Here is a 12,349-nt window from a genome sequence, read left to right on the forward strand (position 1 = left end):
TCCCGTTTTGCAATTTCGATGTGGCAATATAGAGAAATTCGCCAGGCCAGCCGCGCCCGCATGTTCCGTTGGCCCGCTGCTCCTGCATCCCATCACTCTTTCAAGGATCGACCATGGCCACGGCAAGTGCATACACGAAAGTAGCGCAAGAACTGTATATTTCCTATTTTGGCCGCCCCGCCGATAGCGCCGGGCTCCAGAGCATGACCGCCGCGCTGGCCGCGGCCGGCGCGCCGACCACGACCTCCGACCTCGACGCCGCCTATTCATCGAACCCAAGCGTTCGCGCGCTGCTGGACAGTTTCGGCAAGAGCGCCGAGTCGACCGTCCTGTACGGCTCTGCTGCGGCCGGCTTCGTCACCGCACACTTCGTGACCGAAGTCTTCCACTACCTGTTCGGCCGCGCGCCGGCCGAGAGCGGCCTGGCATTCTGGACCAATGCGATCGATACCGGCTCGCTGACCCTGGCCGCCGCCGCCCACTCGATCCTGACTGGCGCCATCGTCGCCAATGGCGCCGATGCGGCGCTGATCGCCAAGAAAGTCGCCGTCGCCACCAATTTCACGAACGCCCTCGACACCGTCGAGGAAGTCGGCGCCTACCACGGCGCCGTCGCCGCCCAGATAGGGCGCGACGTGCTCGCCGGCGTCAGCGCGACCACCGACCCGGGGACGTACCAGGCAGCTGTGGTCGGCACGCTCGCGCAGATGACCAGGGCGATCCCGCTGACTACCGGCGCCGACAGCGTCGTCGGCGTCAGCGGCGCCAACCTGTTCGTCGCCAACGTTGCAGGCAGCAGCAACACCTTGCAGTCGGGCGACCGCATCAGCGCCGGCGACGGCGTCGACACCCTGCGCGCCAACGTCGGCGTGTTCCAGGCGAGCGCGCTGACGCCGGAAACCCAGGGCGTCGAGAACATTGTCGTGCGCGCCGACGGCAGCATCAGCACGACCGCGCCGATCGACATCAATGCCGCGCTGATGAAGGGCGTGACGCGCTGGGAAAGCAATCACAGCCGCGGGGACCTGGTCATCGACCGCGCCGGCATCGCCAGTTCCCAGTTGCCGGAAAACGTCACCGTCGCCATGGTCGGCACCGATGCCGGCAATGTCGACTTCGGCGTGTACTTCGACACGGCCGCCCTGCGCGCGCTCAATCCGACCGTCGGCGGGCAAACCTTGCGCCTGCAGCTGATGGATACCCGCTCGGCCGACGCCAACGGCGCGCCCCTGAAAGAAAATCCCTACGACGGCTTCGCGTTCACGTTCAACGGCAAGCAGGTACAGGTGCGTTCGCCCGCGATCGACCAGGCCCAGACCTATCCCGAGCTGCTCGCCGCGATCCGGGCGCAGGTCGCCGTCGTGCCGGGCCTGGAAAAGCTGGTGGTGACCCTGGGCGGCACGTTCAACGCCTACGACACCCGATCCGGCCACCTGCTCAGCGGGACGGAAATCCTGATCACCAATCCGGGCACCGGCACCATGACCACCGACAACACCTCGGGCTGGCTGTCACCGCTGATCCCCAGCGATGACCACATGCACAAGGCGATGCCGATCGGCCCGACCGCGGCCGGGCGTGCACTCATTACCAGCACCGTCGTGCTCGATGGCGTCGGCCGCGGCGGCACCGGCGGCGACCTGGTCATCGGCGCCAAGGCGACCAGCGCACTCGCCCAGCCCGGCGTGGAAGCATTCAATATCACCGTCGAAAACTCGAGCCGCCTGCAAACCATCAATTCGACCTACAACAAGCTCGAATCGGTGAACCTGGTCAATGGCGCGGCCAAGGGCGACGTGGCGGTGCGCGGCAGCACCGGCAGCGACGACCAGCCCCTGCCGGGCCTGGCCAGCGAGCGCACCGGTTCCCAGCACGGCGACACCTACGGTTTCCACGATGTGCGCCAGGTCAACGCCGGCGCCATGAAAGGCAAGGTCGATATCGAGGCCGTGGTCGGCGACCTGGCGGTGGCCAAGTACATCGGCCAGCCCGGCAGCCAGACCGGCGCGCTGACCGAGAGCGTGGATTTCATCTACCTTGGCGGCAACAACGATGACAATCTGATGCTGGACATCACCTCGAACATGGCTGCCAAGCACGGCACCCGCGCCGCCGGCGTGCCCGATTTCCGCTTCAAGATGGCTGGCGGCGCCGGCGACGACCTGGTGACCTTGCGCATCCTGCCTTCCGTGCAAGGCAACGACGCCTGGATGGTGAACCAGGACTTGAACCACAACATCACCCTGAGCGGTGGCGACGGCAACGATACGATTCGCAAACCCGGTGCGGGCGATGCCGTGCTCGACGGCGGCAATGGCAACGATGCCATCTACGCCGAGAACACCGGTTTGCAGGGAGTGACCCTGTCGACCGAGGCGAAGCCAACCGCGACGTCGACCACTTACCTTGGGGCGCAGTGGGTATTCAACACCGCCGACCAGATCGGCTTGCTGGCGCCGGCCCGCAATCTCGGCTCCCTGAAAAGCGACGCGCTCGATACCTACAAGCTGGTCGGCACCAAGGTCGGCGTGACCTTCCAGGGCATCAACAGCACGGTGACGGTGGGAACCCAGTTGACAATGACCATGCCGACCGACAAGGATATCAACGAAGCCATCAAGCATGCCATCAATGACGACGCGGTGCTGAGCCGACTGATCCATGTCAACGACGGTCCGGGCAGCGCGCTGATCGTGCGCTCGCTGATCGACGGCGTCATGAGCCCGGCCGACCTGAACATATCGCTGCAATCGCTGGACCCCGCCAGCCTGACCGAGGCGCAGGTCAGCGCCTGGTCCGCGGCCTATGGGCTGACCGGCGGCGCGGTATCGACCGACAGCCTGCTCAACGTGATCCACACCTCGCTGGCCGCCTTCAATGCGAACGGCGACTATGCGAGCGCCATGGCGGTCGACCACGGCGCCGTGCACAGCATCACCGGTGCGAACAGTACCGCGGCCAGCGACAACCTGATCCTGCCGGGCATGGGCAACGATGTGGTGGTCCTGGGAACGGCGGCGGGGGCGACCAAGGCGGTGTCGAGTAACGATACCGTGGTGTTCGACAAGAACTTCGGCAACGACACCATCGTCCGCTTCAGCGCGGCGGGCGCCGGCATCGATCACCTGGACTTCACGGCACTGGGCGGCAGGACGCTCACGGCCGACCTGGCGACCGACAAGTCGATCACCATCGTCGCGGCGGGCACGACCAACGACACGCTGGCGAAGATCAGCGCCCTCTTCAACGGCCACAACGCCGAAACCATGACCCACGTGGTGGCGGTCGTCGACGGCACCACCAATGCCGCGCTGATCTACTCGATCGAGGATGTGGCGGGCGCGGACAATGGCAAAGCGACATTGGAGGGCCGGATCGACCTGGCCACCGTGAACTGGCACAGCGCACTGACGCAGGCGAACTTTGTCGATGCGAAGGGTGTCGGTTTCAACCAGGCCGAAGGCGCGGCTGGCATCGCGCCGACGCCCGTGCAGCTGGTCGGCATGACGCTGCCCGACGACGGCGCACTGCCGGGGGCGAGCGGCCTGACGGGCGCATAAGGGACTGACGAAGGCCAGGGACGGCGTGCGCCGTCCTTGTGTTCCCCGGAGTAATCTTCATACGGCGTGGGCGCGCACTGTGCCCCGCCACTGTCTGTTCCCATCGACCCGGGCGCCCTGCCCGGCTGGTCCCGCTCCTTGACGCCACAATCGCCGCGGCAAGGCAGCAGGTCCTGAACGCGGCTCACCGGATTTCTTGCAAAAATGGAAGTAATTACTGGCGCTGGCAGCCCGCATCGATCGCGCGCGCCGCCAGCAGGGACGGTGACGTGGGTAGTTAATGCAGCGCGGTCACCGCATAGCCTTTTTCGGCGATCTGCTCGTTGAGACGTTCGATATCGTAGTCGGGCAGCTGGTCGGCCTCGTCGGCGATCTCGAAGGCCCTGGCCTCCACTTCCCAGTCCGTATTGGTGGCCTCATTCGGAATATTGCGGTCTTGCGGAACTGCCAGGTAGGAGTACTTGCCGTCGTGTTCGGCCCTGCGGTAGATGTCCAAGCGCATGATGGTGTCCTATAGAAATGAGAAGACGAACTCCTGCTTTCCGCATGGAGGCAGTGTCCGTGCCTAAATGTAGGGTAGCCGCGCCGGTCCGTCTGTTAGGTATTCAACATGAGATGTCTTTTTTGTGCCAACGTTTGTCGAGTACGCCCTTAGTTTTGCTGCATATTAGGATCGATAAAGCTATGATGGATCCATTGATTGCGTAGAGCAACATTCAAGACGCAATCCTGATTCACCTTATTAAAGGAATTATCATGTCCTCGCAATCGATACTCGGCAGGCTCAAGGTGTGGCACACGTATCTGATCCTGAGCGTGATCGGGGTCGTGGTGGCGGGCATCCCGACCTACCTGTACATCAAGGAAGCCAGCAAAGCCCTGTCCGCGTATTCGTCCGAACAGGAGGGCATGCCGGGTGTGGCGAACGTGCTGCACATGATCCAGTTTACCCAGCAGCACCGGGGCCTGTCGGCGCTGGTGCTGGGCGGTTCAGGCGACGCCGGCGAGAAGCGCGCCGCCAAGCAGAAAGAGGCCGACGCCGCCTACACGGAAGTCGACGCGCTCATCGGAAAGCTCAACGATCCGGCCATCGCGCAATTGTGGTCGGGCCCCAAGCGCGATTGGGAAACCTTGCGCGCCGGCGTCTCCGGCAAAACGATTACCGTACCGCAGAGTTTCACCGCGCATACTGCCTTGCTGGCCAAATTGCTGAAAGTAAATGAACTGGTCGGCGATTACTACGGTCTCAGCCTCGATCCGGACAAGGATTCCTACCAGCTGATCCAGGCCATGTACTATCAGCTGCCGTATTTGACGGAAGAGCTCGGCCAACTGCGGGCCAAGGGTGCCGGTTTGCTCGGCAAGAAAGAAGCCAGCCAGGAAGAACGCCAGATCATTTCATCGATGATCGGCCGCATCAACGACCGCGTGCTGCAGACCACGAATGCCTTCGGCAAGGCGGCGGCGTACAACCCGGACATCGGCAAAAACCTGTCCACCCTGATGAACGACGCGGTGTCGATGTCGGCCACGATCACCGAACTGGCCACCGCCCAGATTCTCAAGCCGGAAACGCTCAGCTACAGCGCGAGCGAGTACGTGGCGGCCGCCACCCGCGCGATCGATGCCCAGTTCACGCTCAACAGCGCCGCCAAGGCCGATCTCGATGTCATGTTCGTCGCCAAGATCGGCAACTTCCACACCGAGCGCTGGACCATGCTCGGCACCATGCTGGCCCTGCTGGTTGCCGCCGGCTACTTTACGGTACTGGTGACGCGGGCGGTCACGGTGCCGCTGAACAATGCGGTCGCGGTGGCGCAAAGCGTCGCCGGCGGCAATCTGGTCAATGACTTCGATGTCGGCGCCGACAATGAAGTCGGAAAAATGCTGCGTGCGCTCAAGGACATGAACGATAGCCTGCGCGGCATCGTCGGCGATGTGCGGATCAGCATCGACAACATCAGCGCGGCCACGCGTGACATCGCCTCCGGCAACAACGACGTCTCGTCGCGCCTGGAATCGCAGGCGTCGAACCTGGAAGAAACGGCATCGTCCATGGAAGAACTCACCTCCACGGTCAAGCAGAATGCCGACAACGCCCATCAGGCCAACGAACTCGTCCTTGGCGCATCGCAGGCCGCGACCAAGGGTGCGGCGGTGGTGTCGCAGGTGGTGCAGACCATGGGCGACATCAACGATGGCTCGCGCAAGATTGTCGACATCATCGCCGTGATCGACGGCATTGCCTTCCAGACCAATATCCTGGCGCTGAATGCCGCCGTGGAAGCGGCCCGCGCCGGCGAGCAGGGCCGCGGGTTTGCCGTGGTGGCCAGCGAGGTACGCAACCTGGCCCAGCGTTCCGCCTCGGCAGCCAAGGAAATCAAGGTCTTGATCAGCCATAGCGTGGGCCAGGTCGAAGCGGGCAACCAGCTGGCCAACGAAGCCGGCACGGCGATGGGCGAGATCCTGAGCAGCGTCACGCGCATCACCAGCATCATGGCGGAGATTGCGGTGGCCTCGGCCGAGCAAGGCGCCGGCATCGAGCAGATCAATCATGCGGTCACCCAGATGGATGACATGACCCAGCAAAACGCGGCCCTGGTCGAGCAGACGGCCGCGGCGTCGAGCAGCTTGCAGGAACAGGCGGCCACACTGGTGCAGGCGATGAGTATCTTTAAGCTTGGAAATGAAGCACTGCAGGCCGCGGCGCGCCATCCCGCACCGGCCCGTCCCCTTGCTTCCGCCGCGCCGCGCCGCGCCGGTGCCAAGCGTCAGGCATTAAAACAGGCATGACGCGCCGGCACCGGGCAAGCGCGCTGCGCCCGGCTAGCGCCCCGGGCTGCTGCGCAGCACGCGCGCCGGCAACATGACGATGGCGCGCAGCAGCTCGAAGACCGCTTCCACGCCGATACCCACCAGGCGAAACGGCAACAGCAGCAGCCACACCAGCGGATACAGCAGCAGCGCAAGCAGCGCCAGGGGCCAGCACAGGAAGAGGACCACGAGCCACAGCAGGAAACTCAACATCGTTTTCTCCGTATCGGAAAAGTTCAGGTGAGCTCACTGTAAGGACATGGCGCGGATGCGGCAATGCAGCTGCGACCAAGCGCAGGCTGGCACGCGCAAAGCGCAAAAAACGCGGATAAACGGGATTTACTGGCCGACGCAGATGATCTTGGTGGCGTACTCGTGGGCGTTGGATTTCTTGTTTGTTGCCCAGTCGATTACTTCCTGGGCTTGCCCGACGGTCATGATCGTGGCTTTTTCCTTGTTCTTGATAAAGGAAACGCCCTCGAACTTGCCTTCCTTGCTACGCATGACTTTGGCGAACACGGGCGGTTTCAGCGCATCATCGCTGAGTTTGTTTTGCTGGACGAGGTAACGCTGGTCAATATTTTCCATGGGGCACTTAAATAAACGGTTGAAGCCGCCATTTTACGGGCTCGCCTGCCGCGCGGCAAATGGATCGGCCAGGATGGCGGGGCGGCCTCGGCCAGACCCCGCCACGGGTCAGCGGCATCAGGCGTAGACCCGGACCCGTTCGACGGTTTCCGGCACCACCGCGTGCAGCACGTCGACCCGGATCGCCGCTTCGAGCGAGGGAATCGAACCGCCCGCGCGGTAATGGAAACTGACCTGCAGCACGTCGCCGGCCTTGCATTGCACGCCCTGTTGCAGCGGCAAGGTCATGTAATGGTTCAGCCAGTCGATGGTGGCGTTTTCTTCGCTGACGACCGCCAGCACATTCTTGGTGATGAAACGCATCGCGTTGACGACGCCATTCTTCTCCACCAGGAACTTGCCTTCCCACGCAATGCGGGTGTCGAGCGGCTGGCTGAAGTCGAGAATGCTGTACACCGACGGCGGCGCCAGTTCCACCGTGCCGGGATGGATCACCGTGGTTTCCTGGAACTGCACGATGGGTGCGTAAAAGCCTTCAAAATCGTATTCCTGCTGCAGCGGCTGCACCGCCATGATCACCGCTTCCGGCAAAAAGCGCGGCAGCGGGCCGCCAAAGCGCGCCAGGTAGCGTCGCTTGAACGATTCGATCACTTCCACCTGTTTTTCGCGCAGCATGCCGACGTGAATCATTTCGCAGATCACGATATCGACCGGCTCCGGCGGCAGGTATTCGAAGGCGTCGGCATGCACCACCTCGACCTTGTGGCCGTTGGGGTTCATGGACATCATCTTGCGCGCTTCCTTGACCATGTCGGGATTGAACTCGACGCAGTAGACTTTTTCGGCCTTGGCGGCCGCAAACCAGGACAGCACGCCGGTGCCGCCGCCGAGCTCAAGCACCTTGGCGCCAGGGAAAACCGCGTAATGGATCGCCGACTTGAAACCGTGCATCCGGTTTTGGTCCATCAACATATTGTGGTGATAATGGACAGGAATGAATTGCCCCAGATAGCAGCTTTCGATTTCGCGTTCGTTCAGCATGAATTTTCCCTTTGATGTGGCGCCCCGGATGCCCTGCGCCGTTGCTTGGCTTGATCAGTACGACGTAATCATTATCAACAACATGGGTGCAATTTGATGCCGCGAGATAACTCGCTTTTCCGTGCCAGTTCGGCGCTTGCACGCCGCCGCAAACCCTTACAGGCCCTTGCGGCTGAGGGAAAGATGGGCGTTGATGGCGTCGGCGATGCGCGGCTTGTCGGCGCGCACGGCGATCTGGGCGGCGGTCAGGCTTTCATTATTCTTCAGCGTGGCGTCGGCGCCCTCCTGCATCAGCAGCCTGGCGGCCGATTCGTGGCCTTCGCGCGCGGCGATCATCAGCGGGGTCAGCTTGCTGGGCGTTTCGGCATCGATATAGGCGTGGTGCTCGAGCAGGATGCGGACGATCTCGTCGTCGCCGCTGGCGGCCGCGTAGTGCAGCGCCGTCCAGCCGGGATAGGTGACGATCGCGCCCTTGGCCAGCATGGCCAGCACCGCCGGCTTGTTGTGCTTGAACGCCGCCATCATCAGGGCGCGGTTGCCGTTCGGCGCGGCCCGTTCGAGGTCGATGCCGGGCTGGGCCAGCAACACATTGACGACGTCGTCGGCGCCCTCGCGCAGCGCGAGGATCAGCACGGTCTGGCCGGTGATCGGGTCGACCGTATTGGGGCTGCCGCCGTTTTTCAGCAGTTTCTTGACCATGGACGCGTTGTCCATCTGCGCGGCGACCACGAAATCGCGCACCGGATCGGCCGCCGCGTTCGCGCCAGCAATGGCGAGCAAGGCGGCAAGCAGCAATCGGTTGATCAGATTGAACATGAAGTTGACTCCCTACTGCCTTGAAAACATTGAGAAAACTATCTACACGCGCGGAACTGCGCAGTTACCGCCGAAAGCTCTGATTCAACGCGAACTTAGCTCCGTACCACCTTGAAAAGATTGAAGAAATTGTCGGTCGTCCGCTGCGCCACCGTTGCCAGGGGCACGTCTTTCAACGCCGCAAGGTACTCCGCCACATGGCACACGAATCCCGGTTCGTTCATCTTGCCCCGGTGCGGCATGGGCGCCAGATACGGCGAATCGGTCTCGATCAGGATGCGATCGAGCGGTACGGCGCGCGCCACGGCTTGCAGATCCTTGGCGCTCTTGAAGGTGACGATGCCCGAAAACGAGATGTAAAACCCCATCGCGATGGCGGCCTCGGCCACTTCCAGCGATTCTGTAAAGCAATGCATGACACCCGCCGCGCCACCTTTGTCGGTTCCCGCGCCCTCTTCCTGCATGATGCGGATCGTGTCCACGCTGGCGGCGCGGGTGTGAATGATCAAGGGTTTACCCGTGATGCGTGAAGCACGGATGTGCACGCGAAAGCGCTCGCGCTGCCATTCCAGGTCGCCCTGGAGACGGAAATAGTCGAGACCGGTCTCGCCGATGGCGACGATTTTCGGATGCTTTGATAATTCGACCAGCTGCTCGACCGAAGGTTCCGGCGTGTCCTCGTAATCGGGGTGCACGCCGACCGAGGCGTAGATGTGGGGATATTCCTCGGCCAGGGCCAGCACCTGGGGAAAATCCGGCAGGTCGACCGACACGCACAGGGCGTGGGTGACCTTGTTCTCGGCCATTTTGGCGAGGATCTCGGGCATGCGCGCGGCAAGCTCGGGGAAATTGATATGGCAGTGGGAGTCGATATACATCCCGCCATTGTAAACGCTAGCCGATACGCTTGCCCAGAATGATCAGGTCGCGCTCGATGCCGTCCAGCTTGGCCACCCGCGGCAGCTTGGCCCAGGTATCGAAGCCGAACTTCTTGAACAAGGCCAGGCTGGGCACATTATGGCCAAAAATGAAGCCGAGCAAGGTGTGCACGGCAATATTCGGGGCGTAGGCAATCGCCTGTTCGAGGCAATAACGCCCGATGCCCTTGCCGCGCCAGCTTTCCGCGATATAAATCGACAGTTCGGCGGTGCCCGAATACGCCGGGCGGCCGTAAAAGTTGGAATACGACATCCAGCCGATCACGGCCGGGCTGGCGCTATCGTCGTCTGCCGCGTGCAGCACCCACAGCGGGCGGCGCTCGGGGTCATGGTCGTCGAACCATTGCTGGCGCGACGCCACCGACACCGGCTCGGTATCGGCGGTCACCTCGCGCGAGGCGATGGTCGAATTGTAAATGTCGACGATGACAGGCAAGTCGTCGGGACGGGCAACGCGGTGAACGAAAGACGGCATACGGCGAACGGTGACAGTCAGGTTAAAAGGTCGGGCTCTACAGCGTGTGCGTGGCGCGCGAGGACCGCAGGGCGGCGCCCAGGATCTCTTCGATACGCAACTTGGCGCGCTGGCCGGTTTCGTCGTCGGGGAAATGCACGCCGATGCCTTGTGCCTTGTTATTGTTTGCGCCCGCAGGCGTGATCCAGGCAACCTTGCCTGCGATCGGGTATTTGTTGGTATCGTCCATCAACGCCAGAATCAGGTAAATCTCATCGCCGATCTTGTACGGCTTCACGGTGGGCACGAACATGCCGCCGTTGCGCAGGAAAGGCATGTACGCGGCATACAGCGCCGCCTTTTCCTTGATGGCAAGCGACAGGACCGAAGGACGCGTGATTTGCGGAGCGCTCGGGTCAGTAGGGTTGCCAGACATTAAAATCCTTTCAGGTACAGCATGCAGTGTAATCAAGCAACAGGTCTTCGACAAACAATTTCGGCGACAGCGGATGGTCCGCGATCGCGCGCCGGTCGTTTGCATTTTTTATCGCGCGCAGCAGGTTCGCCGTGTGCACTTTGCCAGCAAGCACGGCGATTTCCTTCTGGTAACGTGGATAATACCGGATACTGTTCGATAGTTTGTAGGAAAACAGATCGTAAAGCCAGCGCTGCGTCCAAGAAACCAACGTCGCCAGGGGTGCTTTGCTCAATTTCTCGGCAGTACGCAGCGCGCCATCGACGCTGGGATGCGCCAGGCATTGCAATAATGCTTCCAGATCGTCGCGGTTCCCGGTCTCCGATTGCGCCAGCGCGGCCAGCGGCGCGCCGCCCTGCTCGCGCAGCCAGCTGTCGGCGTCGGCCAGTCCCTGCTCCTTGAGCCAGGCCAGCGCCGCCGTCTCGTCGGGCATTGGCAGGGCAAACTTGCGGCAGCGCGACAAGATCGTCGGCAGCAGCCGGTCCAGGCTGTTCGACGAGAGCAGGAACACGGTGCCCGGGGGCGGCTCTTCCAGGGTCTTGAGCAAGGCGTTCGAGGCCGGCATGTTCAGCGCTTCGGCCGGATACAGCACCACCACCCGCAGCCCCTGGCGGTGGGTCGAGATGTTCATGAAGTCGGCCAGCGCGCGGATCTGCTCGATCTTGATCTCTTTCGACGGCGCCTTGGTCGACTTGGCTTTCTTGCCGCCATCGGACTCGGCACCCTCCTCGCCCTCGCCCGGCGGCTCGTCTTCCAGCGCTTCGGGACGCACGCGGCGGTAGTCGGGGTGGTTCTGCTGCGAAAACCAGCCGCAGGAACCGCACGCGCCGCAGGCGTGGCCGTCCGCACGCACGTCTTCGCACAGCAGGGACTGGGCAAAGGCTTCGATGAAGTCAGCCTTGCCGGTGCCGGCGGCGCCGTGGAACAGGATCGCGTGCGGCAAGCGCTCGCGCATCAGCTGCAATTGCTGCCACGCGCCGGCCTGCCAGGGATAAATTGTATTACTCATCGCGACATTCTTAGTTTAATCAATCACTTACAGCAGTTTTTCGAGAATGCCGCTTAGGGTGGCCTGGATGTCCGCAATCGATTGCGTGGAATCGATGACAACAATTCGATGGGGAAACTGAGCAGCGCGGCGCAGATACTCGTTGCGGCATGCCGCGAAAAAATCGGCCTTTTCCTGCTCGAACTTGTCCAGGGTACGGGTGGCGTCCAGGCGCGCCCGCGCGACGTCGAGCGGCACGTCGAACAGCAGGGTCAGGTCCGGCTGCAGATGCGGGTGCACCCATTGCTCCAGCGCCTCCATCTTGGCACGGTCCAGGCCGCGCCCGCCGCCCTGGTAGGCGAAGCTGGCGTCAGTGAAGCGGTCCGAAATGACCCAGTCGCCGCGCTCCAGCGCCGGCGCGATGACCTGGGCGATGTGCTCGCGGCGGCTGGCGAACATCAGCAGCGCCTCGGTTTCCAGGTGCATCTTGTCGTGCAGCAGCATGTCGCGCAGCTTTTCGCCGAGCGCGGTACCGCCCGGTTCGCGCGACGAGACAACCCGCTTGCCCTTCGCTTCCAGGGTCGCGGCCACGAAGGCGATGTGGGTGGACTTGCCGGCGCCGTCGATGCCTTCAAAGCTGATGAACTTGCCTCTTGAGGCGGTACTGTCGGTCAT

Annotated in this window: 12 protein-coding genes; 2 read left to right on the forward strand and 10 right to left on the reverse strand. The window is 62.7% G+C overall.

Annotation, left to right across the window (positions count from 1 at the left end):
• Positions 1-113: 113 nt before the first annotated feature.
• Positions 114-3,560: a hypothetical protein gene (locus tag RBA41_RS02095; RefSeq protein WP_306620515.1), complete on the forward strand. Its 3,447-nt coding sequence runs from the start codon at positions 114-116 to the stop codon at positions 3,558-3,560.
• A 277-nt stretch (positions 3,561-3,837) separates the two neighbouring features.
• On the opposite strand, the gene RBA41_RS02100 is transcribed toward RBA41_RS02095, so the two are convergent.
• Positions 3,838-4,062: a DUF6139 family protein gene (locus RBA41_RS02100; protein ID WP_099879147.1), complete on the reverse strand. Its 225-nt coding sequence runs from the start codon at positions 4,060-4,062 to the stop codon at positions 3,838-3,840.
• Positions 4,063-4,316: 254 nt separating this feature from the next.
• Here RBA41_RS02100 and RBA41_RS02105 point away from each other — a divergent pair, with 254 nt between their 5' ends.
• Positions 4,317-6,353, forward strand: coding sequence for a methyl-accepting chemotaxis protein (locus tag RBA41_RS02105; RefSeq protein ID WP_306620518.1), 2,037 nt, complete (start codon positions 4,317-4,319; stop codon positions 6,351-6,353).
• A 33-nt stretch (positions 6,354-6,386) separates the two neighbouring features.
• Here the strand turns inward: RBA41_RS02105 and RBA41_RS02110 are convergent, their stop codons facing one another.
• The 9 genes from RBA41_RS02110 to tmk form a co-directional block, all read right to left on the reverse strand.
• Positions 6,387-6,587 carry a hypothetical protein gene (locus tag RBA41_RS02110; protein ID WP_054264522.1) on the reverse strand — a complete coding sequence of 67 codons (201 nt, stop codon included), beginning with the start codon at positions 6,585-6,587 and terminating at the stop codon, positions 6,387-6,389.
• A 126-nt stretch (positions 6,588-6,713) separates the two neighbouring features.
• Entirely contained in the window at positions 6,714-6,962 is a 249-nt protein-coding gene (locus tag RBA41_RS02115; protein ID WP_099879151.1) for a hypothetical protein, read from the reverse strand.
• A gap of 117 nt (positions 6,963-7,079) precedes the next feature.
• Positions 7,080-8,003, reverse strand: coding sequence for a class I SAM-dependent methyltransferase (locus tag RBA41_RS02120; RefSeq protein ID WP_306620526.1), 924 nt, complete (start codon positions 8,001-8,003; stop codon positions 7,080-7,082).
• A gap of 156 nt (positions 8,004-8,159) precedes the next feature.
• A complete protein-coding gene (locus RBA41_RS02125) occupies positions 8,160-8,819 on the reverse strand; it encodes an ankyrin repeat domain-containing protein (RefSeq protein ID WP_306620528.1) in 660 nt (219 codons plus the stop codon).
• Positions 8,820-8,914: 95 nt separating this feature from the next.
• Positions 8,915-9,697 (reverse strand): TatD family hydrolase, encoded by a 783-nt coding sequence (locus RBA41_RS02130; RefSeq protein ID WP_306620530.1) that lies wholly within the window; start codon positions 9,695-9,697, stop codon positions 8,915-8,917.
• Positions 9,698-9,713: 16 nt separating this feature from the next.
• Positions 9,714-10,232, reverse strand: a complete 519-nt coding sequence (locus RBA41_RS02135; RefSeq protein WP_306620532.1) for a GNAT family N-acetyltransferase — start codon at positions 10,230-10,232, stop codon at positions 9,714-9,716.
• A gap of 37 nt (positions 10,233-10,269) precedes the next feature.
• Positions 10,270-10,647 carry a PilZ domain-containing protein gene (locus RBA41_RS02140; protein ID WP_054262511.1) on the reverse strand — a complete coding sequence of 126 codons (378 nt, stop codon included), beginning with the start codon at positions 10,645-10,647 and terminating at the stop codon, positions 10,270-10,272.
• A 10-nt stretch (positions 10,648-10,657) separates the two neighbouring features.
• Positions 10,658-11,695 (reverse strand): DNA polymerase III subunit delta', encoded by a 1,038-nt coding sequence (locus RBA41_RS02145; protein WP_306620536.1) that lies wholly within the window; start codon positions 11,693-11,695, stop codon positions 10,658-10,660.
• Positions 11,696-11,722: 27 nt separating this feature from the next.
• Complete coding sequence (tmk, locus tag RBA41_RS02150) at positions 11,723-12,349, reverse strand: dTMP kinase (protein ID WP_306620538.1); 627 nt, start codon at positions 12,347-12,349, stop codon at positions 11,723-11,725.

The organism is Massilia scottii (assembly GCF_030846495.1).
GTDB lineage: Bacteria > Pseudomonadota > Gammaproteobacteria > Burkholderiales > Burkholderiaceae_D > Telluria_A > Telluria_A violaceinigra.

Excerpts from the sequence above, each read along its gene's own strand:
- RBA41_RS02100 (WP_099879147.1), bottom strand. The coding sequence starts at position 4,062 with ATGCGCTTGGACATCTACCGCAGGGCCGAACACGACGGCAAGTACTCC.
- RBA41_RS02140 (WP_054262511.1), bottom strand. The coding sequence starts at position 10,647 with ATGTCTGGCAACCCTACTGACCCGAGCGCTCCGCAAATCACGCGTCCT.
- RBA41_RS02110 (WP_054264522.1), bottom strand. The coding sequence starts at position 6,587 with ATGTTGAGTTTCCTGCTGTGGCTCGTGGTCCTCTTCCTGTGCTGGCCC.
- RBA41_RS02105 (WP_306620518.1), top strand. The coding sequence starts at position 4,317 with ATGTCCTCGCAATCGATACTCGGCAGGCTCAAGGTGTGGCACACGTAT.
- RBA41_RS02095 (WP_306620515.1), top strand. The coding sequence starts at position 114 with ATGGCCACGGCAAGTGCATACACGAAAGTAGCGCAAGAACTGTATATT.
- RBA41_RS02125 (WP_306620528.1), bottom strand. The coding sequence starts at position 8,819 with ATGTTCAATCTGATCAACCGATTGCTGCTTGCCGCCTTGCTCGCCATT.
- RBA41_RS02120 (WP_306620526.1), bottom strand. The coding sequence starts at position 8,003 with ATGCTGAACGAACGCGAAATCGAAAGCTGCTATCTGGGGCAATTCATT.
- RBA41_RS02145 (WP_306620536.1), bottom strand. The coding sequence starts at position 11,695 with ATGAGTAATACAATTTATCCCTGGCAGGCCGGCGCGTGGCAGCAATTG.
- RBA41_RS02130 (WP_306620530.1), bottom strand. The coding sequence starts at position 9,697 with ATGTATATCGACTCCCACTGCCATATCAATTTCCCCGAGCTTGCCGCG.
- tmk (WP_306620538.1), bottom strand. The coding sequence starts at position 12,349 with ATGACCGACAGTACCGCCTCAAGAGGCAAGTTCATCAGCTTTGAAGGC.
- RBA41_RS02115 (WP_099879151.1), bottom strand. The coding sequence starts at position 6,962 with ATGGAAAATATTGACCAGCGTTACCTCGTCCAGCAAAACAAACTCAGC.
- RBA41_RS02135 (WP_306620532.1), bottom strand. The coding sequence starts at position 10,232 with ATGCCGTCTTTCGTTCACCGCGTTGCCCGTCCCGACGACTTGCCTGTC.